Annotated in this window: 23 protein-coding genes; 8 read left to right on the top strand and 15 right to left on the bottom strand. The window is 74.2% G+C overall.

What is annotated here, in order from left to right; genetic code table 11:
- Positions 1 to 21: 21 nt before the first annotated feature.
- Both AB0D10_RS04140 and AB0D10_RS04135 read right to left on the bottom strand, forming a co-directional pair.
- Positions 22 to 774, bottom strand: a complete 753-nt coding sequence (locus AB0D10_RS04140; protein WP_360250927.1) for a hypothetical protein — start codon at positions 772 to 774, stop codon at positions 22 to 24.
- A 462-nt stretch (positions 775 to 1,236) separates the two neighbouring features.
- Complete coding sequence (locus AB0D10_RS04135) at positions 1,237 to 1,836, bottom strand: hypothetical protein (protein WP_360250924.1); 600 nt, start codon at positions 1,834 to 1,836, stop codon at positions 1,237 to 1,239.
- A gap of 429 nt (positions 1,837 to 2,265) precedes the next feature.
- On the opposite strand from AB0D10_RS04135, the gene AB0D10_RS04130 reads away from it, so the two are divergent.
- Positions 2,266 to 3,261 (top strand): phosphatidylinositol-specific phospholipase C, encoded by a 996-nt coding sequence (locus AB0D10_RS04130; protein WP_360250921.1) that lies wholly within the window; start codon positions 2,266 to 2,268, stop codon positions 3,259 to 3,261.
- Positions 3,262 to 3,460: 199 nt separating this feature from the next.
- Here AB0D10_RS04130 and AB0D10_RS04125 read toward each other — a convergent pair whose 3' ends face one another.
- From AB0D10_RS04125 to AB0D10_RS04115, 3 genes are all read right to left on the bottom strand, one after another.
- Entirely contained in the window at positions 3,461 to 4,195 is a 735-nt protein-coding gene (locus tag AB0D10_RS04125) for a hypothetical protein (RefSeq protein WP_360250918.1), read from the bottom strand.
- Positions 4,196 to 4,354: 159 nt separating this feature from the next.
- Positions 4,355 to 4,894: a PadR family transcriptional regulator gene (locus AB0D10_RS04120; RefSeq protein ID WP_360250915.1), complete on the bottom strand. Its 540-nt coding sequence runs from the start codon at positions 4,892 to 4,894 to the stop codon at positions 4,355 to 4,357.
- Positions 4,895 to 5,181: 287 nt separating this feature from the next.
- Positions 5,182 to 7,224 carry an NADPH-dependent 2,4-dienoyl-CoA reductase gene (locus tag AB0D10_RS04115; RefSeq protein WP_360250912.1) on the bottom strand — a complete coding sequence of 681 codons (2,043 nt, stop codon included), beginning with the start codon at positions 7,222 to 7,224 and terminating at the stop codon, positions 5,182 to 5,184.
- Positions 7,225 to 7,486: 262 nt separating this feature from the next.
- On the opposite strand from AB0D10_RS04115, the gene AB0D10_RS04110 reads away from it, so the two are divergent.
- Positions 7,487 to 8,722, top strand: coding sequence for a monooxygenase (locus AB0D10_RS04110; RefSeq protein ID WP_360250909.1), 1,236 nt, complete (start codon positions 7,487 to 7,489; stop codon positions 8,720 to 8,722).
- A 46-nt stretch (positions 8,723 to 8,768) separates the two neighbouring features.
- Here AB0D10_RS04110 and AB0D10_RS04105 read toward each other — a convergent pair whose 3' ends face one another.
- Positions 8,769 to 9,344, bottom strand: a complete 576-nt coding sequence (locus tag AB0D10_RS04105; protein WP_360250906.1) for a TerD family protein — start codon at positions 9,342 to 9,344, stop codon at positions 8,769 to 8,771.
- Between the two features lie 308 nt (positions 9,345 to 9,652).
- Here AB0D10_RS04105 and AB0D10_RS04100 point away from each other — a divergent pair, with 308 nt between their 5' ends.
- Together AB0D10_RS04100 and AB0D10_RS04095 are read left to right on the top strand one after the other, a co-directional pair.
- Positions 9,653 to 9,946, top strand: a complete 294-nt coding sequence (locus AB0D10_RS04100; RefSeq protein WP_360250903.1) for a hypothetical protein — start codon at positions 9,653 to 9,655, stop codon at positions 9,944 to 9,946.
- A 167-nt stretch (positions 9,947 to 10,113) separates the two neighbouring features.
- Positions 10,114 to 10,653 carry a hypothetical protein gene (locus AB0D10_RS04095; protein ID WP_360250900.1) on the top strand — a complete coding sequence of 180 codons (540 nt, stop codon included), beginning with the start codon at positions 10,114 to 10,116 and terminating at the stop codon, positions 10,651 to 10,653.
- Here the strand turns inward: AB0D10_RS04095 and AB0D10_RS04090 are convergent.
- Positions 10,641 to 12,200 (bottom strand): glycerol-3-phosphate dehydrogenase/oxidase, encoded by a 1,560-nt coding sequence (locus AB0D10_RS04090; protein ID WP_360250897.1) that lies wholly within the window; start codon positions 12,198 to 12,200, stop codon positions 10,641 to 10,643. The two genes, AB0D10_RS04095 and AB0D10_RS04090, sit on opposite strands and share 13 nt — an antisense overlap.
- Positions 12,197 to 12,814 (bottom strand): TetR/AcrR family transcriptional regulator, encoded by a 618-nt coding sequence (locus tag AB0D10_RS04085; protein WP_360250894.1) that lies wholly within the window; start codon positions 12,812 to 12,814, stop codon positions 12,197 to 12,199. Before AB0D10_RS04085 ends, AB0D10_RS04090 begins: the two co-directional genes overlap by 4 nt.
- Before the next feature lie 74 nt (positions 12,815 to 12,888).
- Here AB0D10_RS04085 and AB0D10_RS04080 point away from each other — a divergent pair, with 74 nt between their 5' ends.
- Together AB0D10_RS04080 and AB0D10_RS04075 are read left to right on the top strand one after the other, a co-directional pair.
- Complete coding sequence (locus AB0D10_RS04080) at positions 12,889 to 14,457, top strand: FAD-binding oxidoreductase (RefSeq protein WP_360250891.1); 1,569 nt, start codon at positions 12,889 to 12,891, stop codon at positions 14,455 to 14,457.
- Positions 14,454 to 15,380 carry a diacylglycerol kinase gene (locus AB0D10_RS04075; RefSeq protein WP_360250888.1) on the top strand — a complete coding sequence of 309 codons (927 nt, stop codon included), beginning with the start codon at positions 14,454 to 14,456 and terminating at the stop codon, positions 15,378 to 15,380. The genes AB0D10_RS04080 and AB0D10_RS04075 overlap by 4 nt, the downstream gene beginning before the upstream one ends.
- Before the next feature lie 174 nt (positions 15,381 to 15,554).
- Here AB0D10_RS04075 and AB0D10_RS04070 read toward each other — a convergent pair whose 3' ends face one another.
- From AB0D10_RS04070 to AB0D10_RS04060, 3 genes are all read right to left on the bottom strand, one after another.
- On the bottom strand, positions 15,555 to 16,013 hold the full coding sequence (locus AB0D10_RS04070) for a hypothetical protein (protein ID WP_360250885.1): 459 nt from the start codon (positions 16,011 to 16,013) through the stop codon (positions 15,555 to 15,557).
- Positions 16,014 to 16,092: 79 nt separating this feature from the next.
- Entirely contained in the window at positions 16,093 to 17,013 is a 921-nt protein-coding gene (locus AB0D10_RS04065; protein ID WP_360250882.1) for a hypothetical protein, read from the bottom strand.
- 189 nt (positions 17,014 to 17,202) lie between these two features.
- Positions 17,203 to 17,754 carry a GNAT family N-acetyltransferase gene (locus AB0D10_RS04060; RefSeq protein ID WP_360251720.1) on the bottom strand — a complete coding sequence of 184 codons (552 nt, stop codon included), beginning with the start codon at positions 17,752 to 17,754 and terminating at the stop codon, positions 17,203 to 17,205.
- 273 nt (positions 17,755 to 18,027) lie between these two features.
- Here AB0D10_RS04060 and AB0D10_RS04055 point away from each other — a divergent pair, with 273 nt between their 5' ends.
- Positions 18,028 to 18,465: a hypothetical protein gene (locus AB0D10_RS04055; RefSeq protein WP_360250879.1), complete on the top strand. Its 438-nt coding sequence runs from the start codon at positions 18,028 to 18,030 to the stop codon at positions 18,463 to 18,465.
- Here the strand turns inward: AB0D10_RS04055 and AB0D10_RS04050 are convergent.
- The gene (locus AB0D10_RS04050) at positions 18,444 to 19,199 is read right to left on the bottom strand and encodes a helix-turn-helix domain-containing protein (protein ID WP_360250876.1); all 756 of its coding nucleotides are present in this window, start codon (positions 19,197 to 19,199) and stop codon (positions 18,444 to 18,446) included. The two genes, AB0D10_RS04055 and AB0D10_RS04050, sit on opposite strands and share 22 nt — an antisense overlap.
- A gap of 67 nt (positions 19,200 to 19,266) precedes the next feature.
- Between AB0D10_RS04050 and AB0D10_RS04045 the strand changes: the two genes are divergently transcribed.
- Complete coding sequence (locus tag AB0D10_RS04045; protein ID WP_360250873.1) at positions 19,267 to 20,223, top strand: LLM class flavin-dependent oxidoreductase; 957 nt, start codon at positions 19,267 to 19,269, stop codon at positions 20,221 to 20,223.
- Positions 20,224 to 20,350: 127 nt separating this feature from the next.
- Here the strand turns inward: AB0D10_RS04045 and AB0D10_RS04040 are convergent, their stop codons facing one another.
- The 3 genes from AB0D10_RS04040 to AB0D10_RS04030 all read right to left on the bottom strand — a co-directional run bounded on the left by AB0D10_RS04040 (position 20,351) and on the right by AB0D10_RS04030 (position 23,922).
- Positions 20,351 to 21,709 carry a DUF2252 domain-containing protein gene (locus tag AB0D10_RS04040; RefSeq protein ID WP_360250870.1) on the bottom strand — a complete coding sequence of 453 codons (1,359 nt, stop codon included), beginning with the start codon at positions 21,707 to 21,709 and terminating at the stop codon, positions 20,351 to 20,353.
- Positions 21,710 to 21,865: 156 nt separating this feature from the next.
- Positions 21,866 to 23,452, bottom strand: a complete 1,587-nt coding sequence (locus tag AB0D10_RS04035; protein ID WP_360250867.1) for a multicopper oxidase domain-containing protein — start codon at positions 23,450 to 23,452, stop codon at positions 21,866 to 21,868.
- Positions 23,449 to 23,922: a hypothetical protein gene (locus AB0D10_RS04030; RefSeq protein ID WP_360250864.1), complete on the bottom strand. Its 474-nt coding sequence runs from the start codon at positions 23,920 to 23,922 to the stop codon at positions 23,449 to 23,451. The genes AB0D10_RS04035 and AB0D10_RS04030 overlap by 4 nt, the downstream gene beginning before the upstream one ends.
- Between the last annotated feature and the right edge of the window lie 41 nt (positions 23,923 to 23,963).

Below are 23,963 nucleotides of genomic sequence, written 5' to 3'. Positions count from 1 at the left end.
CAACGCCGTGCCCCGCCCCGCCTACCGGCTGTCGGAAGCCGGCCGCGCGAGGGCCTGCCCGGCCCACCGCTCCCGCTCCTGCTCGTGACTGCCGACCGCCGTCGCCCGGGCCACCGCCACGGCCCCCTCCGACAGCCCTTCCGACAGCGCCTCCGACAGTCCTGCCGACGTCCCCGCCGGTGCACCACCGCGGGCCAGCAGCGTCAGCGGCCACACCGGAGCACCCGACTGCCCGCCGTCGAAGGCGTGCCACTCCCAGGCCGCGTCGAACCGCCAGGCCCGCCCGTCCCGGTCCGCGAGTTCATCGCCCGGTTCGAGGAACGCGTACGGGCGGAACAGCAGGTCGATCCTGACCGGCTCACCACCCGCGGGGTCCAGCGCGTAGCACTGGTCCTCCAGTTCGGGGTCGTACTCCTCCCCCTGCGGCAGGACGTCGAGGTAGCACGCGGGCCGCGGCAGCAGACCGGTGACCAGGGGAGGATCGAAGTGCGCGACCGACCCGACGTGCACCACGGTCGCGGGGATCCCCACCAGGCAGGCATCGCCCACCGCCAACCCGGACTCCGGCGGCTCCGTCCGGAAGACCTCCCACTCGTGGGCCTCCGGCAGCGGCAGCGCCCGCTCACCGTTCCACCGGTACCCCTCCGCCTGCGGATCCACCGCCAACCACGGGCACCGCACGACGACGTGGCAGCGGGAGACTCCGGTGACCGTGGTCTCGGTGAACGGGCACTCCAGCCGCAGGACGTCGCCGGGGCGGTAGTCGTGACTCATGGCCCCGCATTCTGCCCGCCTCCACCGACACGTCACGGGTCGGGGCACCCAGGCCGGACCGCGCCTGGCGTTCGGTGCCCTGGTGGATCCGCTCGATGACGGAGGCGAGGAGCTTCGGGTCCTTGCCGACCGCCCTGACGGTGATCACGTACGGCTCGTCGAACCAGACGCACGCCGTGTCGCTGTCGCCACTCACGTAGGCGGGGTCGGAGCAGTACATCGTTCCCGGCAGCGAGGTCGGGACCTGCTTGCCCGGGTGCTGCGTGTCCGACTTCGCCGCCTTGGCCTGCGACTCGGCGAACGTCCGCTGGAACGTCATCGTCGAATCGGCGAGGACGACGGTCCACCGCGCCGTGTGGTCGTCGCCCGCCGGCACCAGGTCCGTGAAGTCATCGGGGATGCTGCCGTACGCCGCCACCAACGGGTTCTCCATCCCGTCCCGGGTGAGCGAGGCCCGGTACTTCACCCAGTCGCTCTCGTTGCTCGCCCTGCGCTGCTCGCCCTCCACGGAAGCCGGCAGGACGGGGCCGAACCGATCGACGGGGACCCGCCGAAGAAGTGGATGCCGAGGGCGACCAGGACCGCGACGAGGAAGCCGGCGCCACCGCCCTTGTGCACGTTGTTCACTCGGTTGTCGTGGTGCACGTCCCCGCCGGCGACGATGTTCCCCACCCCCACCGCGGCCTGCCCGGGACCGCCGACGGAAAACCCGTCCCCGACGGTGACCGTCGTCGGTGCGGGCGGCACCGGAGGTACCGGCGGCGCCGGTGGAGCCTCGACCGGTCCCAGGGCCTGCGCCCAGCGCTCCGCCAGCGACTCGGCCAGCCCGGGGTGCAGGCTGAGCAACTCGCCCACCGCCTCCGCCAGGTCCTGCCTCGCCGCGTCGTCCCGCGGCACCGCCTCGGCCCGCTCGGCCGCCCGCGACCAACGCGGCAGCTGCCCGAGCCCCTCCCGCACCCAGCCGACGGCCTCGGCCCCCAACGCCGTCCCCGCCGCCCCCGCCGCGCTGCCGGCCGCCTGCACCAGTGCCGCCACCAGGTCGGTACCGTCCCCCGTGCTCATCCTCAACCCCGGTCACGACAAGCGATTCGCCGTCCAATGTGACAGCGGCCCGTCAGGACCGGACCGGCCGGTGCGAAAGGAGACTGAACCGCAACCGGACCGGTCGCACCCACCCCGACCGCGGCCCACGGTCGCACGCTCGGTCGGAACCGACCGTCGAAGCGCTCCCGTCCTGCCTCCGGTCGTGCCCCCCGACTCCTTCGCCCGCCCCGCACTCGTTCCCGTTCCCGTGCCCGTGCCCGACCCACCGCGACGGCATCCGATGTGCCGTCCGGCGTGACAGCTGTTCATCAAACGCGGGGCCGGGTAGGACCGGAGGGGAACCGGTCCACAGCCCGCCCCGCACGGTGAACCCGCCGATGCCGAGGACACGTTGAGGCCCGGGCAAGGCACGACCCAGCCGACCGGGACAACCGAAGGAGCCACACCATGGGCATCGCACGTCGTGATCTTCTCAAGTGGGGTGCGGGGTTCGGCGGCGCCGTCGCCCTGGGAGGCGGACTCGTCCTGCCGACCGCCGCCCAGGCCGCCGCGCGCACCACCCCGCGCGGACTGCCGACCGACGGCTGGATGAGCCGCCTCGACGGGAACCTCTCCCTGCTCGACCTCACCATCCCCGGCACCCACGACTCGTGCTGCGAGAACCCCGCCTACGGCACCGAGTGGTCACACACCCAGAACTGGGGCATCCCACAGCAGTTGGAGGAGGGCGTCCGCTTCCTCGACATCCGCTGCAACGGCCTGCAGGGTGCCCCCGACGAACTCGGGATCTACCACTCCGACAACTACCAGCACCTCCGCCTGCAGGACGTGCTCGACCGGTGCCGGAGCTTCCTGCAGGCACGCCCCGGCGAGACCGTCGTGATGCGCCTCAGGAACGAACGGTCGGGCGGACAGGCGCTCGGCGACGACGAGTTCATGCGCCGGATCGGCCACTACTTCGACGGGCTCGGCTACCGGGACCTGTTCCACCTCTACGGCTGGCCGACGCTCGGCGCCGCCCGCGGCAAGGTCGTCCTGGTCGCCGACTTCGCCAACCCGTGGGGTCTGATCGGCTGGTCCAGCGGCCAGAACGCGTACTTCGACACCCAGGACGCCTGGCAGATCGGCGGCATCGACCCGCTGGGCAAGAAGGGGCAGTACATCGTCGCCCAGTTCGACAAGGCCCGCCTCAACCCGGGCCGTTCGACGATGTTCGTCAACTTCCTCAGCTACGCCGGTGGTTACTGGCCCAAGGACAGCTCGCAGCGGCTCATGGACCGCAGCATCTACCCGTACCTGAACGCCCGCACCCAGCAGAGCGGACGGTTCGGCATCGTGCCGATGGACTTCCCGGACTTCCACGTCAACGTGCTGCAGATGCTGATCGACCAGAACGTCGTCCGGCCGGGTGTCCACCGCGTGCCCGCGGCGGGGCCACGGTGATCCCGTCCGGCGCAGGCCCGGTGGGGCGGGCCCACTGATCCGGCCCGCGCCCGACAGGCCGGTGCCGAACCAACGGGCCGAGACGGCCCGGGCGTTCCCGGAGGTCTCCCGGACGCGCCGGACGGCTCCCACGCGCCGGACACCTCGGACGCACCGGACCGTCGACGGCGGCCCTCCCCGGGCCCGCACCGCCCGCCGCTCAGACCTTCATGTCCTGGGCGGCGGCGACGGTGGGCGGGGTGGTGCTGCCGGCGGTGGTGCCGAGGGTGTGCTCGACCTTGGCCACCGCGGTGCGGTACTGCATCGAGGCGGTCTGCGCGGAGACGCCCTCGCGCTGGAAGTAGCCGAAGGCCATGGCGACCGTGCCGAAACGCTCGATGCCGATGAAGGCGTTGAGCGGGACACCGTCCAGGGTGCCGTCGAGGCGGACAGCGGGGGCGTCCTGGCGGTCGCCGAGCGTGACCGGCGTGACGGAGAAGGTCACCGTGTCCCCCATGCCGGCATTGAACGTGATGGTGTGACAGCTCCGCAGGGCGTCGGCCACGGAGTTGAAGTCGGCGGCGAGCTGGTCGGGAGCCTCCGCGGCAAGGGCCTCGGTGACCATCGGATTGCCGTCCGGGCCGTCGAGCTCGGTCTCGGCACGCGGGTTCGCGAGGCCGGGATGGGTCGCGTGCATGTTGACCAGGGCGCTGAGCGCGTCGCAACCGCTGACCGGGCTCGGGGTGTCGTCCGGGCCGGGGCTCTGGGTCGGGGTCTGGGCCGCCTCGGTGAAGTCGGGGCCGAGGTCGGCCGCGGTGAGCAGGGCCGATCTCAGCTGGTCGGCGGACGGGAGGTCCTGGGCGGGCGCGGCCGACGCCAGGTGAGCCGGGCCCAGGGCAACCGCCGCGACGACGGCCGCGGCGACGACGGCGTGGAGAGGCCTCGGAAGGGACATGCGGGCCCCCTGTCGAGAGTTCGGGCAGGGACAAGACAACCAGTGTCCCACCGGGGGCTGGACGCGGCGCGCGGGACGCCCGTCCTTGCAGGTCAGAGCGCTGGTCCCGGCGGAGTCCGGGCCGGGTGGGCCCGGGCTGCGGCCGGTGCCGGGCGAGGGTCAGGTGCGGTCCGGGGAGAGGGTCCCGAGGGTTTCGGCGAGCCACTCCACCCAGAAGGTCTCCAGTCCGATCCCGGCCCGCAGCACCGCGTGCTGGAGCCGGTTCTCGGCGTCCGCCCTCTCGGCCGGGAAGTCGCGCCGCTCGATCTCCAGGTAGTCGGCCAACTGTGCGCGGTGCAGTGTCAGATGGCGTTCCAGTTCGGCCGCCAGACCGTCCGTGCCGACCACCGCCGCCGCCCGCAGCCGCAGCAGCAGCGGCTCCCGCACCGCGCGCGGCGCCGCGCCCTCGGCCGTCCAGCGGACCAGTTCCGCGCGGCCCTCCGGCAGGACCTCGTACTCCTTCTTCTGTCCGCGCACCGGTCCGTCCGGCTGGAGGGCCCGGATGTGTCCGGAGGTCTCCAGCCGGCCCAGCTCGCGGTAGATCTGCTGGTGGGTGGCGGGCCAGAAGAAGCCGATCGACTTGTCGAACCGCCTGGTCAGCTCCAGCCCCGACGACGGCTTCTCCAGCAGGGCGGTGAGGATGGCGTGCGGCAGCGACATGCCGACGATCCTAGAGGCGCAGCAGCCGACCTGACCGTCGCGGCCACATCCGCCCGGGACGGCAGTGCGCGGGCCCGGCTGCAGCAGCGGCGCCGGCCGGGCCATGAGCGGAGCTCACGGGATGGACACATGAGCAGATCGCATGGCCGCGCACATGAGCACCCCTCATGGCCCCACCCCATGAGCAACTCTCATCGCGCGCCCATGAGCAACCCTCATCGCGCCCGCCCATGAGCAGGCCTCATGGGCGCGCATGAGCAGCTCTCATGCGCGCCTCCCTGATCCACTCAGAGCGCGGCGGCCAGCTCGGTGCCCTGCTTGATGGCCCGCTTGGCGTCGAGTTCGGCGGCCACGTCGGCACCGCCGATCACGTGCACCGACAGGCCGCGCTCGTGCAGCGCCTCGTACAGGTCGCGGCGCGGCTCCTGGCCGGTGCAGAGCACCACGGTGTCGACGGGCAGCAGCCGGCTCTCGCCGTCCACGGTGATGTGCAGGCCGGCATCGTCGATCAGGTCGTAGGTGACGCCAGGGACCATCACCACGCCGCGGTGCTTGAGTTCGGTGCGGTGGATCCAGCCGGTGGTCTTGCCCAGCCCGGCGCCGACCTTGCCGGCCTTGCGCTGCAGCAGGTGGACGCTGCGCGGGGGCTCGGGGCGCTCGGGGGCACGCAGGCCGCCGCGCTCGCGGTACTCCGGGTCGATGCCCCACTTCGCCTGGAACACCGGCGGGTTGAGGCTCGCCTCGTCGCCCTGGTCGGTGAGGAACTCGGCCACGTCGAAGCCGATGCCGCCCGCGCCGAGGATGGCGACCCGCTCGCCGACGGGCGCACCGTCGCGCAGCACGTCGAGGTAGCCGACCACGCTGGGGTGGTCGATCCCCGGGATGTCGGCGGGGGTCCGCGGGGTGACGCCGGTGGCGAGGACGACGTCGTCGTAGCCCTCCGCGGCCAGTTGCCCGGCGATGGCGGTGGCGCCCAGGCGCAGCGTGACGCCCAGCTCGGCGAGCCGGGTGCGGTAGTAGCGCAGCGTCTCGTCGAACTCCTCCTTGCCGGGGATGCGCCGGGCCACGTCGAGCTGTCCGCCGATCACGTCGGCGGCGTCGTACAGGGTGACGTCGTGGCCGCGCTCGGCGGCGGAGACGGCGAAGGCGAGTCCGGCCGGTCCGGCGCCGACGACGCCGACCCGCTTGCGCACCTTGGTGGGGGCGAGGACGAGTTCGGTCTCGTGGCAGGCGCGCGGGTTGACCAGGCAGGAGGTGATCTTGAGGCTGAAGGTGTGGTCCAGGCAGGCCTGGTTGCAGCCGATGCAGGTGTTGATGGCGTCGGCGCGGTCGTCGCGGGCCTTGGCGACGAAGTCGGGGTCGGCGAGCAGCGGGCGGGCCATCGAGACCAGGTCGGCGCTGCCCGCGGCGAGCAGGCCCTCGGCGATCTCGGGGGTGTTGATCCGGTTGGTGGCGACCAGCGGGATGCCGACCTTGCCCATGACCTTCTCGGTCACCCAGGCGAAGGCGCCGCGCGGCACCGAGGTGGCGATGGTCGGGATGCGGGCCTCGTGCCAGCCGATGCCGGTGTTGATGATGGTGGCGCCGGCGGCCTCGACGGCCTGGGCGAGCCGGACGACCTCGTCCAGGGTGGAGCCACCCGGCACCAGGTCGAGCATGGAGAGACGGTAGACGATGATGAAGTCCTCGCCGACCCGCTCGCGGACCCGGCGGACGATCTCCACCGGGAAGCGCATCCGCCGCTCGTAGGGGCCGCCCCACTCGTCGTCGCGGTGGTTGGTCGCGGCGACGATGAACTCGTTGACGAGGTAGCCCTCGGAACCCATGATCTCGACGCCGTCGTATCCGGCGCGGCGGGCGAGTTCGGCGCAGCGGGCGAAGTCCTCGATGGTCTGCTCGACCTGTTCGGCGGTGAGCTCGTTGGGCACGAACGGGCTGATCGGGGCCTGGAGGGCGCTGGGGGCGACCAGGTCGGGGTGGTAGGCGTAGCGGCCGAAGTGCAGGATCTGCAGGGCGATCTTCCCGCCGGCCTCGTGCACCGCGTCGGTGACCGCGCGGTGCTCGTCGGCCTCCTCCTCGGTGGTCAGCATCGCGCCGCCTTCCCAGGGGCGCCCGGCCTCGTTGGGGGCGATGCCGCCGGTGACGATCAGGCCGACGCCGCCGCGGGCGCGCTCGGCGTAGAACGCGGCCATCCGCTCGTAGCCCCCGGGGGCCTCCTCCAGGCCGACGTGCATGGAGCCCATGATCACGCGGTTGGGCAGGGTGGTGAAGCCGAGGTCGAGCGGGCTGAGCAGGTGCGGGTAGCGGCTGCTGCCGGGGGTGGCGCTCATCGACGTCTCCTGGGGCGCGGGCGGGGTGTCGTGGTTACCGCAGGGTAGGGGACGGGTCTCGCGATATGCAACTAGTTGCATAAACGCCCGAGGAGCATCAAGACCACCGAGGGCCCACCGGAACCAAGCAGCCCCGCCGCTCCGGAGGGACACCCACGGGCCCGAAGCGGCCGAACGCCGGGCGGACCGCGGGGCGCCCGCGTATCGTCGTGTTCCGGACATCGCGGGCTCGGGAGAGGGGGCGGCCGTGCGAGGTGGCTCGGTGGCCGTGGTCGGGGGCAGCATCGCCGGGAGCGCGTTCGCCGGGGCCGCCGCCCGGCTGGGCGCAGAGCGGGTCGTGGTGCTGGAGCGCAGCCCCGGCCGGCTGGAGGACCGCGGCGTGGGCATCTGCACCCACAACGACCGCTTCGACGAACTGGTCCGCGCCGGGCACCTGGCGGCGGACACCCGGCGCCACCGCCTCACCGTCCGCCGCTGGGTCACCCGGGGGCCGGCCGGCGGGGGCGACGGCCCCGACGGGCGCGGGCGGGTGCTCTGGGACCAGCCGTTCCCGTTCCACTCCCACCACTGGGCCGGGCTCTGGCAGGCCCTGCGCGAGCGGACGCCCGCGCGGGTCGAGTACCGCCTGGGCACCACCGTCACCGCGGTCGGCGGCGACGACGACGGCGCCTGGACCGAGGACGCCGACGGCGGCCGCCACCCGTACGACCTGGTGATCGGCGCGGACGGCTACCGCTCAGTGGTCCGCGCCGCCGTATGCCCGCAGGCCGCGCCCGAGTACGCCGGGTACGTGTGCTGGCGCGGCAGCTACGACGACGCACTGCTCGCCGGACTGCCCGGCGGGGCCGCGGTCTGGCCGGAGGAGGAGTGCATCACCGTCTGCTACCGCGGCGGGCAGGTCGTGATCTACCGCATCCCCGGTCTCGACCCCGGCCGCACCCAGGTGAACTGGGTCTTCTACGCGCCGACCCCGGCCTGGCTGCGCCTGGACGGCCCGACCAGCATCCCGGCGGGCACCCTCACCGACGGCCGGCTGGACGACCTGCGGCAGCTCGCGGAGCGACACCTGCCGCCGTACTGGGCCGGGCTGGTCACCCTCACCCCGCGTGAACGGACCTTCCTGCAACCCGTCTACGACCTGGCGGCCCCGCACCGCACCGCCGGGCGGCTGCTGATCGGCGGGGACGCGGCCACCGTCGTGCGCCCGCACAACACCAGCGGAGCGGTGAAGGCGCTGCAGGACGCGCACGCCTTCGAGCAGGCCGGTCGCACGGCCGGCTCCTGGCCGGCCCTGCTCGCCACGTACGACCGCGAACGCAGCGCGGCCGGGCGGGAGTTGGTGGAGCTGGGCCGGACCCTCGGCCGGGCGCAGGTCACCGGGGCACCGGACTGGTCGACCATGGACGAGCCGGCGATGACCGCCTGGTGGCAGCACCAGCTCACCGGCGGCGGGGGTTTCGGCGGCCATGCGCTCGGACGGACCGAGCCCTCCTCGTGACCACCGAAACCCGGCCGGACCGCGTGCCGCGGCCGGGCGCCGTGGATCAGACGTTGACGCCGTAGTCGGTCGCGATGCCGCGCAGGCCGGAGGCGTAACCCTGGCCGATGGCACGGAACTTCCACTCGGCACCATTGCGGTACAGCTCGCCGAAGACCATCGCGGTCTCGGTCGAGGCGTCCTCGCTCAGGTCGTAGCGCGCGATCTCCTGGCCGTTGGCCTGGTTGACGATCCGGATGAACGCGTTGCGGACCTGGCCGAAGTTCTGCAGCCGGGCGTCGGCGTCGTAGATCGACACCGGGAAGACCACCTTGGCCACATCGGCCGGCACCCGGTCCAGGTCGACCTTGATCTGCTCGTCGTCGCCGTCGCCGCCACCGGTAAGGTTGTCGCCACTGTGCTCGACCGAACCCTCGGGGCTGCGAAGGTTGTTGAAGAACACGAAGTGCTGGTCCGAGATCACCTTGCCGAGCGCGTTGCACAGCAGCGCGCTGGCGTCCAGGTCGTAGTCGGCCCCGGTGGTGGTGCGCACGTCCCAGCCGAGACCCACGATCACGGCGCTCAGACCGGGCGCCTCCTTGCTCAGCGAGACGTTGCCGCCCTTGGCCAGCGAAACTCCCACAATGCCCTCCTCGATCTCTCCCTGCGGACGAATCTACAACACTGTAGAGATCACAAGGATCCGTCTACAGGTCGGCTCCGCCCCGGGAATTTGTCCGGGGCCCTTTCAGGGGCCCCGCCGGGAACCGATCGCGGCGGCCCCGGTACCGGGCGGGCCGCGCGGCCTTCCGGGCGCCGGGGCGGTGCCACCGACCTAGACTGTCGGTGGGTCCCCCCGGTTCCCCCGGTTCCCCTGCATCACCGGTTCCCCCGATTTCCCGGTTCCGAATCCCGGTTCCCCGGTTGCGGCGCCCCCGAGGGAGGTTCGCCATGCGCCATCGGTACAGCTTCCACGTCGACCAGGGCGGACACTCCGTGACCGTCAACGTCCGCTCCGGCTGGATCACCGAGACCGAACTGCTGGTGGACGGCAAGGAGCGCGCCTTCCACCGCGTCCGGGGGCACGGCAGCTACCCGCTGACCCTCGCCTCCCGGCTCGCCGAGGAACCGCCCCGGCCGCTCGCGGTCACCCTGGACCGCACCGGCACGGCCGAGCACCCGCTCTCCTGCGTCCTGGACCTCGCCGGCGCCGCCCACCCCATGCCGGAGAAGACCGCCCGCTGACGCCGCCCGCCAGGCCACCCGGACGGGCGGTTTGCCCTGAAATGCAGGGAAAACCTACGATTTCCCGTCCGCGTTCCACCGTCCCGCCGCCCCGGGCCGCCCGACCCCCGCGCCCGCGCTTGCACCCACACCCGGCACCCGACCCTCCTCGCGATGAGAGCCTCCGCATGACCTCCCCCAGCTCCCCCGCCTCCCCCGCCTCCCCCGCCTCCCCCACGGCCCCTACCACCCCGGCCGCCCCCGGCGTCTTCGACGACCTGCTGCGGGAGGCGATGACCGGTGCCGAGCGCTTCGGCCACCGCGAGCACGTCCGCCTCACCTGGCTCGCCGTGCGCCGGAACGGGGCCGCCGCCGCCCTCGACCTGATCGGTGACGGCATCCGGCGCACCGCCACCAGGGCGGGCGCGCCGCAGAAGTTCCACGTCACCATGACCAGGGCCTGGGTCGAGCTGGTGGCCCACCACGTCCACGCCGCACCGGACTCCGCGCAGGCCGGGGGCTCCACGGAGCGCGAGCACGCCGAGGGGACCCACGACCCCGAGGGAACCGACGGCTTCGAAGAGTTCGCCGCCCGCCACCCCGAGCTGCTCGACAAGGAGCTGCTCACCCGGCACTACCGGCCCGGAACGCTCGCGGACGAGCGGGCCCGGACCCGCTGGGTCGAACCGGACCTGGCCCCCTTCCCCCGGGCCGATCAGTCGTCCTGAGCCTCCGCCAGGATCGCCCCGACCGCCTTCCGCGCACGGTCCGCGTCCCGCGCGACCAGCCCGATCCGGGTACGGCGGTCGAGCACGTCGGCGACGTCCAGCGCGCCCTCGTGGGACACGGCGTACGCGATCTCGGCGCGCGTCACGTCCAGGCCCTCGGCGACCGGCGCCAACTCCCCGGCTGCCAGCACCTCGTGGGCCGTTCCGCCGTGCCGGGCGAGCAGTGAGGCGGGCACCCCGCGCGGGGGCAGCGGACGGCTGTCCCGGTGGCCGGGGGCGCCGACCAGCGGAAGCCGGGCCGTCCAGCAGGCCCGGGCGGGCAGGCCGCGCAGCCGGACGGCGGCGTCCACCGCGTCCTCGGCCATCCGGCGGTAGGTGGTGAGCTTGCCGCCGACCACGGTGACCACCCCGGACGGGGACTCCAGCACCGCGTGCTCGCGCGAGATGTCCGCGGTGCTGCCGCCGCCGGTGTCGATCAGCGGGCGCAGCCCGGCGTAGGCGCCGAGCACGTCGGCCCTGGTCAGTGCGGTGGCGAGAGCGGCGTTGACGGTGTCGAGAAGGAAGGCCAGCTCGGCCTCGGTGGGCTGCGGCTCGTCCGGGATCGGGCCTGGGGCGTCCTCGTCGGTCAGGCCGATCGCGATCCGGCCGAGCTGCTGCGGCAGGGCGAACACGAAGCGGCTGGTCGAGCCGGGCACCGGCACGGTGAGGGCGGCGGTCGGGTTCCCCAGCATCCCCGCGTCCACCAGGACGTGGGTGCCGCGGCTCGGGCGCAGCGTGATCGAGGTGTCCACCTCGCCCGCCCAGACGCCGGTGGCGTTGATCACCGCGCCCGCCCGGACGACCATGGCCTGCCCGGTGAGCACGTCGACCAGCCGGGCGGAGGTGCCGGTCACCTCCTCGGCCCGCACCCTGGTCAGCACACTCGCGCCGTACTGCGCGGCGGTCCGGGCCAGGGCGACGACCAGCCGCGCGTCGTCGACGAGTTGGCCGTCGTGCGCGACCAGCGCGCCGCGCAGGCCCGCGGTGCGTACCCCGGGCACCAGCCGGCGGGTGCGGGCGGCGTCGATCCGACGCACCCGGGGCAGGACCGCCGCCGGCGTGCCGGCGCTGATCCGCAACGCGTCCCCGGCGTGGAAGCCCGCGCGGATCAGCGCGCCCTGCCCGGGGCGCAGCAGGTCCGGGAGCAGCGGCACCAGTTGGGGTAGTGCGCGGATCAGGTGCGGGGCGGTGCGGGTCATCAGCACGCCGCGCTCGACCGCGCTCTCCCGGGCCACCTTGATCCGGCCGGAGGCGAGGTAGCGCAGCCCGCCGTGCACCAGCTTGGAGCTCCAGCGGCTGGTGCCGAAGGCCAGGTCGCGGGACTCCACCAGCACCGTGCGCAGGCCGCGCGAGGCGGCGTCCAGGGCGGCGCCGGCGCCGGTCACGCCGCCGCCGATCACCAGCAGGTCGATGTGCGGGTCGTCGCCGAGCGCCTCCAGCTCCAGGGTGCGGCGTGCGGCGTTGAGTCGGCTCGTCCCCGCGAAGGGGCCGACGGCGGGCGTCGTCATGGGGCGAGGTATCCGTTCAGCGCTCTGGCCAGTTCGCGTCGCCAGGCCGGCTCGGGCAGCAGGGAGGCGACCATGCGGTGCGACTGGACGGTGGACTGGGCGATCAGCAGGACCATGGCGGCCAGTTCGAGCGGCTCCCCGGCACGGATCGAGCCGTGCGCCTGGCCCTGCTCGATGCCGCTGCGCAGTGCCTCCAGCAGGCCGCGCTGGCTGGCACCGAGCCGCTCGACCACGTACTCGAGCAGCAGGTCGGAGTCGTCGGAACGCAGCAGCGCGCCGAGCACCGGGTGGTCGCGCAGCCGGACGGAGACCTCGACGACCCGCTCCACGAAGGTCTCCCGGTCCTGGACGTCCAGTGCGGCGCCCTCCATGGTGGCCAGGATCTCCCGGGTGAGCAGCGCGCCGATCACCGCCCGGACGTCCGGCCAGCGCCGGTAGACGGTCGGCCGGCTGACCCCGGCGCGGCGCGCGATCTCGGCCAGCTGCGTGCGGCGCACGCCGAGGTGGACGAGCAGGTCGGCGGCGGCGTCCAGGATCGCGTCGTCGGTGCTGCGGGGCCCGGGCGTCGCGGGCGGCTCGGCTGCGGTCGCCGGCTCGGCGTTACTACTTGACATGATGTGTGAAACTGTAACGCATGGCACCTGAGACGCAAGCGGGACCGGCCGGCGCCGCACTTCCGCTCCCCCCGATGAAGTGGGACGCCTGGGGCGACCCGGCCCTGGCCAAGGAGCTGTCCGCCGACATCAAGGGACTGCTCGCCGCCGCCCTCGGCGTCACCGGCGACGCCACCCCCGGCCCGAAGGCCGACGAGGTCGTGCTCAGCCCCTCCCGGATGACCGACGAGGACCTCCGGGCGCTCGCCGCCGCCGTCGGCGGGGCCCACGTCAGCGCCGCCGACGCCGACCGGCTGCCGCGCTCCGGCGGCAAGTCCACCCCCGACCTGCTGCGCCGCCGCAGCCGCGAGCCGCAGGACGCGCCCGACGCCGTCGTGCTGCCCGGCACCGAGCAGGAGGTCGCCGCCGTCCTCGCGGTCTGCGCCGAACGCCGCATCGCCGTCGTCCCGTTCGGCGGCGGCACCAGCGTCGTCGGCGGCCTCGACCCCGAGCGCGGCGCCCTGCGGGCCGTCGTCTCGCTCGACCTGCGCCGCCTGGACGGGCTGCTCGACCTCGACGAGACCTCCGGCGAGGCCGTCCTCGGCGCCGGCCTCACCGGCCCGGACGCCGAGGCACTGCTCGCCGAACGCGGCTGGGAACTCGGCCACTACCCGCAGAGCTTCCGCTACGCCACCATCGGCGGCTTCGCGGCCACCCGCTCCTCCGGGCAGGACTCCGCCGGGTACGGGCGCTTCGACGAGATGGTGCGCGGCCTGCGGGTGGTCACCCCCGTCGGCGTGCTCGACCTCGGCCGCGCCCCCGCCTCCGCCGCCGGGCCCGACCTGCGCCAGCTCTTCCTCGGCTCCGAGGGCACCCTCGGGGTGATCACCGCCGTCCGGCTCCGCGTCCACCGGGTGCCCGCCGTCAAGGCCTACGAGGCCTGGGGCTTCCCCGACTTCGCCACCGGGACGGCGGCACTGCGCGCCGTCGAGCAGCAGGGCACCGGCCCGACCGTCATCCGGCTCTCCGACGAGGCCGAGACCATGGTCAACCTCGCCATGACCGAGCAGATCGGCGGCGCCCCCGCGGTCACCGGCTGCCTGGCCGTCACCGTCTTCGAGGGCAGCGCCGACCAGGTCGCCGCCCGCCACCGCGCCACCCGCGAGGTGCTGCTCGCCGCCGGCGCCACCTCGCTCGGCGAGGCCCCCGCCCGGGCCTGGGAACACGGCCGTTTCAACGCTCCCTACCTGCGCGACTCGCTGCTGGGCGCCGGCGCGCTGTGCGAGACCCTGGAGACCGCGGCCGAATGGAGCCGGCTCCCGGCCCTGCGGACCGCCGTCACCGAGGCGCTGACCGCCGCCCTGCCCGGCGCGCTCGTGCTCTGCCACATCTCGCACGTCTACCCGACCGGTGCCTCGCTCTACTTCACCGTCGTCGCCGCCCTCGGCGAGGACCCCCTCACCCGCTGGGGCGCCGCCAAGCACGCCGCCGGGGACGCCATCGTCGGCGCGGGCGGCACCATCACCCACCACCACGCCGTCGGCGCCGACCACCGGCCCTGGATGACCGACGAGATCGGCGACCTGGGCGTGCGCATCCTGCGCGCCGTCAAGGCCGAACTGGACCCGACGGGCATCCTCAACCCCGGCAAGCTGATCCCATGAGCCGCGCTCATGGGGCGCCCGGCCCGAGAACCGTCCGCAGGGTCGCCGTTCTCACCAACCCGGCGGCGGGCGCCGGTCACTCCGGCCCCGCCGCCGAGCGGGCCGTCGCCCGCCTGCGCTCCCTCGGCGTCGACGCCGAACCGCACGCCGGGCGCTCCGCCGAGGACGCCCTCCGCCTCGCCCGCGAGGCGGCCGCGGACGGCGTCGACGCGGTGGCCGTCGTCGGCGGCGACGGCATGATCAACCTCGCCCTGCAGGCCCTCGCCGGCACCACCGTCCCGCTCGGCGTGGTGCCGGCCGGCACCGGCAACGACCACGCCCGCGCCTACGGCCTCCCGCTCGGATCCCCCGAGGCCGCCGCCGACGTCATCGCCGCCGGCCGGACCCGCGCGGTCGACCTCGGCCGGATCACCGGCCCGGACGGATCGGTCCGCTGGTACGGCTCCATCCTCGCCACCGGCTTCGATTCCCTGGTCAGCGACCGCACCAACCGCCTGCGCTGGCCGCGCGGCCGGATGCGCTACAACCTCGCCATCCTCATCGAGTTCGCCAACCTGCGCCCGCTCCCGTTCCGGATCACCCTCGCCGACGGCACCGTCATCGAACGCGACCTCACCCTCGCCGCCGTCGGCAACACCAGCAGTTACGGCGGCGGCATGCTCATGTGCCCGGACGCCCTCCCGGACGACGGCCTGCTCGACGTCACCCTCGTCGACGCCATGCCCCGGCTTCGGATCGCCCGCTTCTTCCCCACCCTCTTCAAGGGCACCCACACCACCCGCTCCGAGGTCACCACCCTGCGCACGACGTCCCTGCGCATCGACTCCCCCGGCATCACTGCCTACGCCGACGGCGAATTCATCGCGCCGCTGCCGGTCGAGGTCACGGTGCGGCGGAACGCCCTGCACCTGCTGGTGCCGTGAGACGCTGCGGTCCGGCCTGCCGACCGGTCGGACCGCAGCCGGCGGAACCGTTCACCCGCCGCCGGTCGCCGTCACCCCCGACCGTCACTCCCTGACCGTCACCCGTCGACCGTCACCCGCCCCGCTCACTCGCAGCCGTTCGGCCACCGCCGTTCACCCGGCGCCGTTCACCCGTCACAGGCGCGCCCTGACCTGCCGCACCGGGTGGCCCAGCGCGGCGGCGATCGCGGCGAGTTCCGCCTCCGCGAACCAGAGGCGCTCCGGGTTCCACACCTCGATCTCGAACCGGGCGAAACCGCACGGCCGGTCGTAGCCGAGCACGTCCGGCGTGCTGGCGCTGCCGCAGCACGGCACCGTCACCGCGAGCGTCGCGAAGCCGTCCGCCGCGTGCTCCTCCGACAGGTCCGCCCACCACACCGGCGCGATCGAGCCGCCGCAGTGCGGGCACCCGATCCGTTCCAGGTTCTCCCCGCAGTCGACCACCGTCGGACGCTCGTACCAGCCGACCTCCACCTCGGCGTCGTCGTCCGCCTCGACCAGCCCGGCCACCACCGCGACGGCCCGCTCGGCCGCCGCCGGCTCGGGCTGCCAGTACGGGTCCGCCGGGATCACCGACAGGACGTCATCGCTCACTGCCCGGCCCCTCCACGGTCTCCGTCCCGGAATTTCTCCTCGCCCCCCGGCCCGGCAGGACGGGGTGAACCAACCGTCGTCACCCGCCCAGGCGGCGGCGCCAGAGCAGCGGACGCACCTCGATCGCGTCCGACGGGTCCCCGCCCCAGACCGCGGGCAGTCCGGCCGCCGTGAGGGCCGCCACCACCTCGTGCCCGATGGCGGTGGTGGTCGCCGGGGAGCCGTCGAAGCCGCCGTAGAGGAGGGACAGACCGCGGCCGGCGGCGGCGGAGTCGGTGCACTGGGAGTGGAAGTAGACGAAACCGCGGGCAGCCGGGGCACCGGCGGCGCCGATCTCGGCCTCGCCGCAGGAACGGCAGCAGGTGAAGTGCTCCCGGGCCGTGATGCCGTCGGCGTCGAGGGCGGCGAAGGCACGGGCGAGGCGCTCCGGGTGGGTCTCGCCGAGCCAGCCGGTCTGCTCGCCGACGCGCTCCAGCCAGAGCCGGTCGGCGAGTTGCTCGGCCTGGGCGCGCGAGAGCGGACGGTGCCCGCCCGACACCAGGTACTCCTCGGCCTCCTCGGCGAGCCGCGCCCGGTCGGTGTACCCGCAAGCCAGCGTCAGCCGCAGCCGGTCCTCCAGCTCCCGTCGCTCGTCCGCGCCCAGCTCCGGCGGCGGCACGGCCTCCGGCGCGGGGCCCATGTCGAGCGGCTGCCAGTCCAGACCCTCCGCCCAGCCCGCTTCGCCACGCGCCCAGGCCGTCATCGCCGCGGCCACCGGACCGGGCCCGTCCAGCCGCACCTCGAAGTGCCGCTGGGCGGAGCCGTCGCGGTGCTCCAGCGTGTAGTCCTCGCCGTCGGCGTGCCACACCTGGACGAACACGTCCGGCAGGTCCGGCACCCGCTCCACGACGAGGAAGCGGTCGTCCTCCGCGCCGATGCGCAGGACCAGCCCCGCCAGCTCGTCCACGCTCGGCCGGGAGAGCCGCTGCCCGTCGTTCGTCTGCACCGTGATCGCCAACATGGGTCCACCCTTGCACACACCACTGACAACCGCCCCGGCCGAAGCCCCAGTTCAGCCCGGGTGCGAGCGGACCCGGCCGGCCCTCCGACCATCGCCCCCCCGAGGCTTCGCCGGCCCCTGCCGGGACGGCCCCGCCGTCCGCCCGCGCCCCCCGTCAGCCGTCAGCCGTCAGCCGTCAGCAATCAGCCGTCAACCGTCCTGGGACGGCCGGTCCTCCCGGCGGACCCGGAACACGACGTTGCGGCGCAGCGGCCCCTCCGGGGCGGCGGGGTCGTCGAAGTCCTCGGCGGGGTCGTGGGTCATTCCCAGGCGGCGCATGACCGCCTGGGAACGGTGGTTGGCCGCGGTGGTGATGGCCAGGACCTCGGGGAGGCCGAGGGTGTCGAAGCCGTACCCGAGGACGGCGCGGGCGGCCTCGGTGGCGTAGCCGTGGCCCCAGGCGGAGCGGGCCAGACGCCAGCCGATCTCGACGCCGTCGACGGGGTCCGCCTCCTCGATGTCGTCCAGGCCGGCGAAGCCGACGAACTCACCGCTCCCGCGCACCTCGACGGCCAGCCAGCCGTACCCGCGCCGCTCGATCGCCGTCTCGAACCGCGCCACCGAGGCATCGCTGCGCTCGCGGGTCAGCGGGTCGCCCAGGTGCTCGCGGACCTCGGGGTCGGCGTTCATCGCGGCCCACGGGGCAAGGTCGGACTCCCGCCAGCGGCGGATGAGCAGGCGTTCGGTTCGCAGTTCGGTCAGCGGTCGGCTCGGCGGTCGGTCCGACGGCCGGTTCAGCGGTTCGTCCATGGTGCCGACCCAACGGCACCGCGCCCGCCCGGGCAAGCGGATTAGCCACCTCCCGCGGCGGCCGCCCGACGGCCCGGGTGCGCCGCTGCTCGGCCCCGCCGCGCGCGAGCGGGCCATTCCCCGGCGGGAATTGTCCGGCCGCGGGGTCGCTCCGAGGATGGGTCGCACCGAGACCGAGCGATCCCGTCGGTCGATCCACCGAGCGATCCCAGCAAGGAGCCCGCCATGACCACCGACCTTCCCGTCACCACCAGCGCCCAGCAACTCGCCGACCGTTACGCCATGTTGTGGACGGAGTCCGACCCGGGCGCCCGCCGGAAGGCGATCGAGCGGCTGTGGGCCGACGGCGGGACGCACCTCCTGCACCCGCCGGTCGAGGCCCGCACGGCGGCCGCCCGGGTCGGGTTCGCGGAGCCCGTCCTCGAAGCCCGCGGCTACGAGGAGCTGGAATTCCGGGTCACCCGCGCCTACGAGGAGTTCGTGGCGCCCGGCGGGTTCACCTTCCGTGCCCGGCCGGACGCCGTACGACTGCGGGACGTGGTCCGCTTCGGCTGGGAGATGGTGCCCGTCGACGGCGGCGAACCGGTCGGCGGCGGGGAGGAGTTCGTCGTCCTGGACGCCGACGGCCGGATCACCGCCGACTACCAGTTCCCCGGGCTCTGACCGGCGGCTGCCCGCAGCGCCTCGGCGGTCGCCGCGTCGGCCGGCAGGAACGCCTCCAGCTTCAGCTCGGCGAGCGTGACGTCGACGGCGGTGGCGAAGGTGGTGACCGTCGTCATCAGGTGCAGCTCGCCGAGCGGGGTGCGCAGTTCCAGCGGGACGGCGAAGCCCAGGTGTTGCTCCCCCACCTCCGCCTCGGGCACGTAGGAGCTCAACTCCTCGTGGAGGTCGCCGAGGTGCCTGGTGCGCTCGACGATGTGGCGGGCCCAGGCGGCGAAGTTGAGGATGCGCGGGGCGAGGCCGTCCGGGTGCAGGGCCAGCCGGTAGGCGTTGGTGCCGGGGCCGACGAGCCGCGGGTCGGCGCCCTCGGTGATCACGTCCACGGCGGCGTTGGCGGCGACCACGTCGCCGCGGCGGTCCACCACCAGGGCCGGGTACGGGAGGTGGCCGGCCAGGACGTGGCCGATCGCCTCCCGCACCGGTGCCAGCGACGGCCCGTCCAGTGGCGTCTCCGGGTAGACGGGCGCGTAACCGGCCGCCAGCAGCAGCTCGTTGCGGTCCCGCAGGGACAGGTCCAGCGACTCGGCGAGCCGGACCACCATGGCCCGGCCCGGCGCCGACCGGCCGGACTCGATGAAGCTCAGGTGCCGCTGGGTCGTGCCCGCCCGGGTGGCGAGGTCGAGCTGGCTCAGACGGCGGCTGGTTCGGCGCTCACGCAGCGCTCGGGGGAAGTCCACACCACCAGCCAACCCCGGACGGCCGCGGTCCGCCATTCCCCCGGGGGAATTGAGACCGTGCACGGCGGTGAGCAGTATCGACGGCATGGACATCGGCGTTTTCCTCCCCACCGGCCAGGACCAGTGGGCCGCGCACGGCCCCCGCGAGCTGGTCGCGTTCGCCCGCCGCAGCGAGGAGTTGGGCTTCTCCTCACTGTTCGTCAACGATTCCCTGCTCGGCCCGCGGATCGAACCGCTCACCATGCTGGCCGCGGCCGCCCCGGTGACGGAACGGATCCGGCTGGGCACCGGCGCCCTGCTGCCGGTGCTGCGCCGGCCGGTGCAGACCGCGCAGACGCTGGCCTCGGTGGACCAGCTCTCCGGCGGCCGGCTGACGGTCGCGGTCGGCGCCGGCTTCCCGGGGCGCTTCGGCCGCCCGCTGCACGAGCTGTCCCAGGTGCCGTGGGAGCGCCGCTTCACCCGGCTGGACGAGACGGTCGCCCTGTGGCGGGCACTGTGGGCCGGGGCGAAGGAGTTCCACGGCGAGTTCCACTCCTTCGCCGAACTCCCGCCCACCACCGCGCCGTTCCGCGTCGGCGGGCCGCCGGTCTGGCTCGGCGGCGCGACCCCGGCGGCCCTGGACCGCACCGGTCGCCACTACGACGGCTGGCTGCCCTACCCGCCGGACCCGGCGGACTACGCCGCCGGGCTCGCCGTCGTCCGGGCGGCGGCCGAGCGGGCCGGACGCCCGTCGGAGGCCGTCGCCCCCGCCCTCTTCGTCAACGTCCGGATCGACCGCGACGCGGAGGCCGCCCGCCGGACCATGGATGCCTACACCCGGTCCAACTACGGCCTGCCGCTGGCCGAGACGGAGAAGATCCAGGCCTTCGCCCTCGGCGCACCGGACGAGGTCGCCGCCACCCTCGCCCGCTACGCGTCCGCCGGCGCCCGGCACGTCGTGGCCCGCCTCGGGGCACTCGAACTGGACGGTCAGCGCGACCAGTTGGAGAAGCTGGCCGCCCTCGTGGGGCCCGGGTCGCGGTGACCCCGCGGCCCACGGATCCGCCGGACGCTGCCGGCACTCCCGGCGCTGCCAGCACTGCGAGCACTGCCAGCACTGCCAGCACTGCCAGCACTGCCAGCGCTCCGGGTGCTCCCGGAGCGCCCGGCGCTCACACACCGTGGGTCGCCGTGATCCTCCCGTCCTCGATCGCCGCCACCAGCTCCCCGTGGTCCACCAGCGTCCGGTCCGCGTACCGCACCGCGAACTCGGCCACCGCGTCCGCGAAGGTGTCCGCACTGCCGAGGTAGCCGACGATGGCGATGCGGTCACCGGTCCGGGCGTGGGCACGGGCGAGGGTGCGCCCGCAGAGGTCGGCGTAGGCGCGCAGGCCGGACGGCCGCATCTCGCCGATCTCGACCGAACCCTTCATGTCGCGCAGTTGGCGGCCGTAGAAGTGGCGCCCGGCGGGGCCCGTGGTCCAGCCGAGGAAGATGTCGCTGGCGGCCTGCATCAGGTGCTGTCCAGTGACCACCCGGCGGCCGCCGTGGTGGGCGGCGACCTCGGCCTCGACCCGGGTGGGCGGCAGGTGGTCCTCCAGGACCGACCGGCCGGCCTCCTTGATCTGCAGGAACAGCGGGTCACGGCCGTCCCGGCCCTCCAGCAGGACGATGAAGCAGCGGGTGCCGACACTGCCGACGCCGACCACCTTGGTGGCCGCGTCGACGAAGCGGTAGCGGTCCAGCAGCACCCGGCGGTCCTCGGCGAGGGTGGCCCGGTAGTCGCTGAACACCTTGCCGACGCCGCGCAGTTCGGTCTTCTTCAGCGGTTCGATCAGCGGCGGCGCGCTGATGATGCGCCGCCGGCCGTCCCGTTCCTCGGTGAGCTTGCCGAAGGCCTGCAGGCTGGTGCGGCGTCGGGCGTGCGCGAGTCCGGCCTCGAAGCGCTTGCGCTGACCGGACTTGGTCAACAGCGGCAGCAGGTCCGCGGTGTCCACCCGGGCGTACCACGCCTCCAGTTCGCCCACACCCGCCAGGTACCGCATCGCCGTCGCGTAGCCGGTCGCGGAGGCGCGGGCGGCGCGGCGCACGCGCTCCTCGTCCAGGCCGTTGTCGCGGGCGGCGACGGCGACGCTGGCGGCGAGCCGCTTGACGTCCCACTCGAAGGGGCCGGGGTAGGTCTCGTCGAAGTCGTTGACGTCGAAGAGCAGGGCGCGTTCCGGCGAGGCGTACACCCCGAAGTTCACCAGGTGTGCGTCGCCGCAGAGTTGGACGGTGAGGCCGGTGTCGGGGACGGCGCCGAGGTCGGCGGCCATCACGGCGGCGGCCCCGCGCAGGAAGGCGAAGGGACTGGCGGCCATCCGCCCGTAGCGGATCGGCAACAGCTCGGCGACCCGGCCCTCGCCCTGCCGCTCCAGCACGCCGACCGGATCCGGCCGGTCTGCGGCGGGGATCCACCGGCCGTGGTCGGCGCGGGAGACGCGGTCACGGGCTGCCCGGCCGCGGCGGCGGCGATCGGCGGGAGTGGTCATGCGGCGGCTCCGTCCGTCGGCGGGGTCCTCCCCGCAGCGGGGAGGCCGCGGGTGCCCCTCCCCGCGACGCTAGGACACGAGTGCCGGAGCGCGCAGCACACGCCCGCCGGCACTCGCCCGCCCGGGTGAAACCGGGCACGCGAGTGCCGAGCCGGCTCACTGCACCGTGAAGTCCGCCATCATCGCCATGTCCTCGTGCTCCAGGTTGTGGCAGTGCAGCATGTACGCCCCCGCGTAGTCGGTGAAGCGCACCAGCACCTCGACCGCCTCCGCCGGGCGCAGGTCCACGGTGTCCTTCCAGCCGGCGTCGTACGGGCCCGGGTCCGCGCCGTTGCGCCCGATCACCTGGAAATGGTCCAGGTGGACGTGCACGGGGTGGTGCAGGTCCGACGAGAAGCGCCAGCGCTCGACCGTCCCGAGGGCGGGCGTGGCGATGCTGTCGCCGGACCGGTAGGGCGCGCCGTTGATGGTCCAGCCGTCGCCGCGACTGCGGCGGAAGGTGAAGTCGCGGGTGGTGACGGCGGCGGACGCGTCCAGGGCCTCGACGGCGGCCAGCTTGTCCGGCACCGTCGCGTCGTCCGTCACCTGCTTCGAGGAGACGTCGAACCGCATCACCTCGGCCGTCCGGCCGCTGCCGAACCGGTTGACCAGTCGCACCTGGGTACCGGGCTCGTAGCGGGAGAAGTCGACCACGACGTCGAAACGCTCGGCGGGGGCGATCTCGATCCCGTCGTGGGCGACCGGCGCGGCGAGCAGGCCGCCGTCCGAGCCGATCTGGACGAGGGCGCCGCCACCGGCGGGCTGCGGGTCGAGTTCGAGCCGGTACAGGCGGGCGTTCGAGGCGTTGAGCAGGCGCAGCCGGTAGCGGAGGCGGTCGACGTCCAGCCGGGGCCAGGGGGCACCGTTGACGAGGATGACGTCGCCGAGCACCCCGTTGGCGTAGGCGGCGGTGACGCCGGGCTCGCCGAGCTCGGGGTCGGTGACGGGGTACTTGAAGGACCCGTCGGCGGCGAAGGACCGGTCGGCGAGCATCAGCGGCAGGTCGCGCTCGCCGCGCGGCAGCGGCAGGGCGCCGTCCTCGTCGTCCTGGACGAGGTGGAAGCCCGCCAGTCCGCGCCAGACGGCCGGCCCGGTGAAGCCCATCCGGTGGTCGTGGTACCAGAGGGTGGCGGCACGCTGCTTGCCCGGATAGGTGTAACTGCGCTCGCTGACGGCGGTGCGGCCCGCCGCGTGGCGCATGCCCGGCATGCCCGGCATCCCCTGCATGCCGGGCATGGCGTGGGCGGCGTCCGCCGACGACCCGACGGGCATCAGCAGGTCGACCGGGTAGCCGTCGCTGTCCGCCGGGGTGTGCCCGCCGTGCAGGTGGGTGACGGACGGCACCGGCAGCTCGTTGCGGTGCTTGACCACCGCCGCCCGCCCGGAGCGGGTGACCAGCGTCGGCCCCGGGAAGGTGCCGCCGTACGTCCAGGCCTCGGTCCGCACACCGGGAACGATCTCCAGCTTGGCGACCTGCTGGGTGATCTCGAAGTAGTCGGCGGTCCCGTCGGAGCGCACCGGCTGCAGCACGGCCGGCACCGGCAGCGGAGCACGGAAGGCCTCGGGCAGGTCGAGGTCACTGCTCAGCAGCCGCCCCGGGCGGCCCTCGGCGAGCAGCCGGGCGGCCGAGGGGACGGCGACCGCGGCCAGCGCGCCCGCGCCGAGGACGGAGGCGCCGATGCCCAGGAACCGGCGTCGGTTCACTTGGACACCTCCACCGGCTCGGCGGGGCGCGGCAGCCGGCCGCTGCCGTCCGGGCCGGCCCCGGGCAGCCCCGCCCGCACCGGCAGCGGCAGCCGCCAGGCACCGACCAGCGCGAACAGGATGCCGCTGACCAGCAGCACGCCGAGGGTGACGTGCACGCCGAGCGCCCTGGCGTAGCCGGCGCCGATCTGGCCGATGACCGCCACGGTGAGCAGCAGGGTGGTCCACAGCGGCCAGAGTGGACCGCGGCCGGGCCACCGGACCGCGACGGCCACCCCGAGCTGGAGCACCACGACGGTGGCCAGCGTCATCGCGTTGCCCTCGTGGTCCTTGAGGGAGTCGTAGGTGCCGTTGAGGAAGCTGCCGGCCAGCATGACCTGGAGCAGGGCCAGCAGGGCCAGCGTGGTGGCGGTGGTGCGCAGCAGGATCAGCGGCCAGCGGGGCACGGGGGCGTCAGGGGGACTGCTCATGTCGGGCTACTCTCTGCGTCGGCGGTCGGTCGGGGCGGGCG

Origin of the sequence: Kitasatospora sp. NPDC048545 (assembly GCF_040651155.1) — a bacterium.
Taxonomy (GTDB): domain Bacteria; phylum Actinomycetota; class Actinomycetes; order Streptomycetales; family Streptomycetaceae; genus Kitasatospora.
Note: the sequence above shows the minus strand (reverse complement) of the source record. Positions and strands in the feature narration are given on the sequence as shown.

Coding starts and splice junctions, on each gene's coding strand:
- AB0D10_RS04140 (WP_360250927.1), bottom strand. CDS start 774: ATGAGTCACGACTACCGCCCCGGCGACGTCCTGCGGCTGGAGTGCCCG.
- AB0D10_RS04135 (WP_360250924.1), bottom strand. CDS start 1,836: ATGAGCACGGGGGACGGTACCGACCTGGTGGCGGCACTGGTGCAGGCG.
- AB0D10_RS04130 (WP_360250921.1), top strand. CDS start 2,266: ATGGGCATCGCACGTCGTGATCTTCTCAAGTGGGGTGCGGGGTTCGGC.
- AB0D10_RS04125 (WP_360250918.1), bottom strand. CDS start 4,195: ATGTCCCTTCCGAGGCCTCTCCACGCCGTCGTCGCCGCGGCCGTCGTC.
- AB0D10_RS04120 (WP_360250915.1), bottom strand. CDS start 4,894: ATGTCGCTGCCGCACGCCATCCTCACCGCCCTGCTGGAGAAGCCGTCG.
- AB0D10_RS04115 (WP_360250912.1), bottom strand. CDS start 7,224: ATGAGCGCCACCCCCGGCAGCAGCCGCTACCCGCACCTGCTCAGCCCG.
- AB0D10_RS04100 (WP_360250903.1), top strand. CDS start 9,653: ATGCGCCATCGGTACAGCTTCCACGTCGACCAGGGCGGACACTCCGTG.
- AB0D10_RS04095 (WP_360250900.1), top strand. CDS start 10,114: ATGACCTCCCCCAGCTCCCCCGCCTCCCCCGCCTCCCCCGCCTCCCCC.
- AB0D10_RS04090 (WP_360250897.1), bottom strand. CDS start 12,200: ATGACGACGCCCGCCGTCGGCCCCTTCGCGGGGACGAGCCGACTCAAC.
- AB0D10_RS04085 (WP_360250894.1), bottom strand. CDS start 12,814: ATGTCAAGTAGTAACGCCGAGCCGGCGACCGCAGCCGAGCCGCCCGCG.
- AB0D10_RS04080 (WP_360250891.1), top strand. CDS start 12,889: ATGAAGTGGGACGCCTGGGGCGACCCGGCCCTGGCCAAGGAGCTGTCC.
- AB0D10_RS04075 (WP_360250888.1), top strand. CDS start 14,454: ATGAGCCGCGCTCATGGGGCGCCCGGCCCGAGAACCGTCCGCAGGGTC.
- AB0D10_RS04065 (WP_360250882.1), bottom strand. CDS start 17,013: ATGTTGGCGATCACGGTGCAGACGAACGACGGGCAGCGGCTCTCCCGG.
- AB0D10_RS04055 (WP_360250879.1), top strand. CDS start 18,028: ATGACCACCGACCTTCCCGTCACCACCAGCGCCCAGCAACTCGCCGAC.
- AB0D10_RS04040 (WP_360250870.1), bottom strand. CDS start 21,709: ATGACCACTCCCGCCGATCGCCGCCGCCGCGGCCGGGCAGCCCGTGAC.
- AB0D10_RS04030 (WP_360250864.1), bottom strand. CDS start 23,922: ATGAGCAGTCCCCCTGACGCCCCCGTGCCCCGCTGGCCGCTGATCCTG.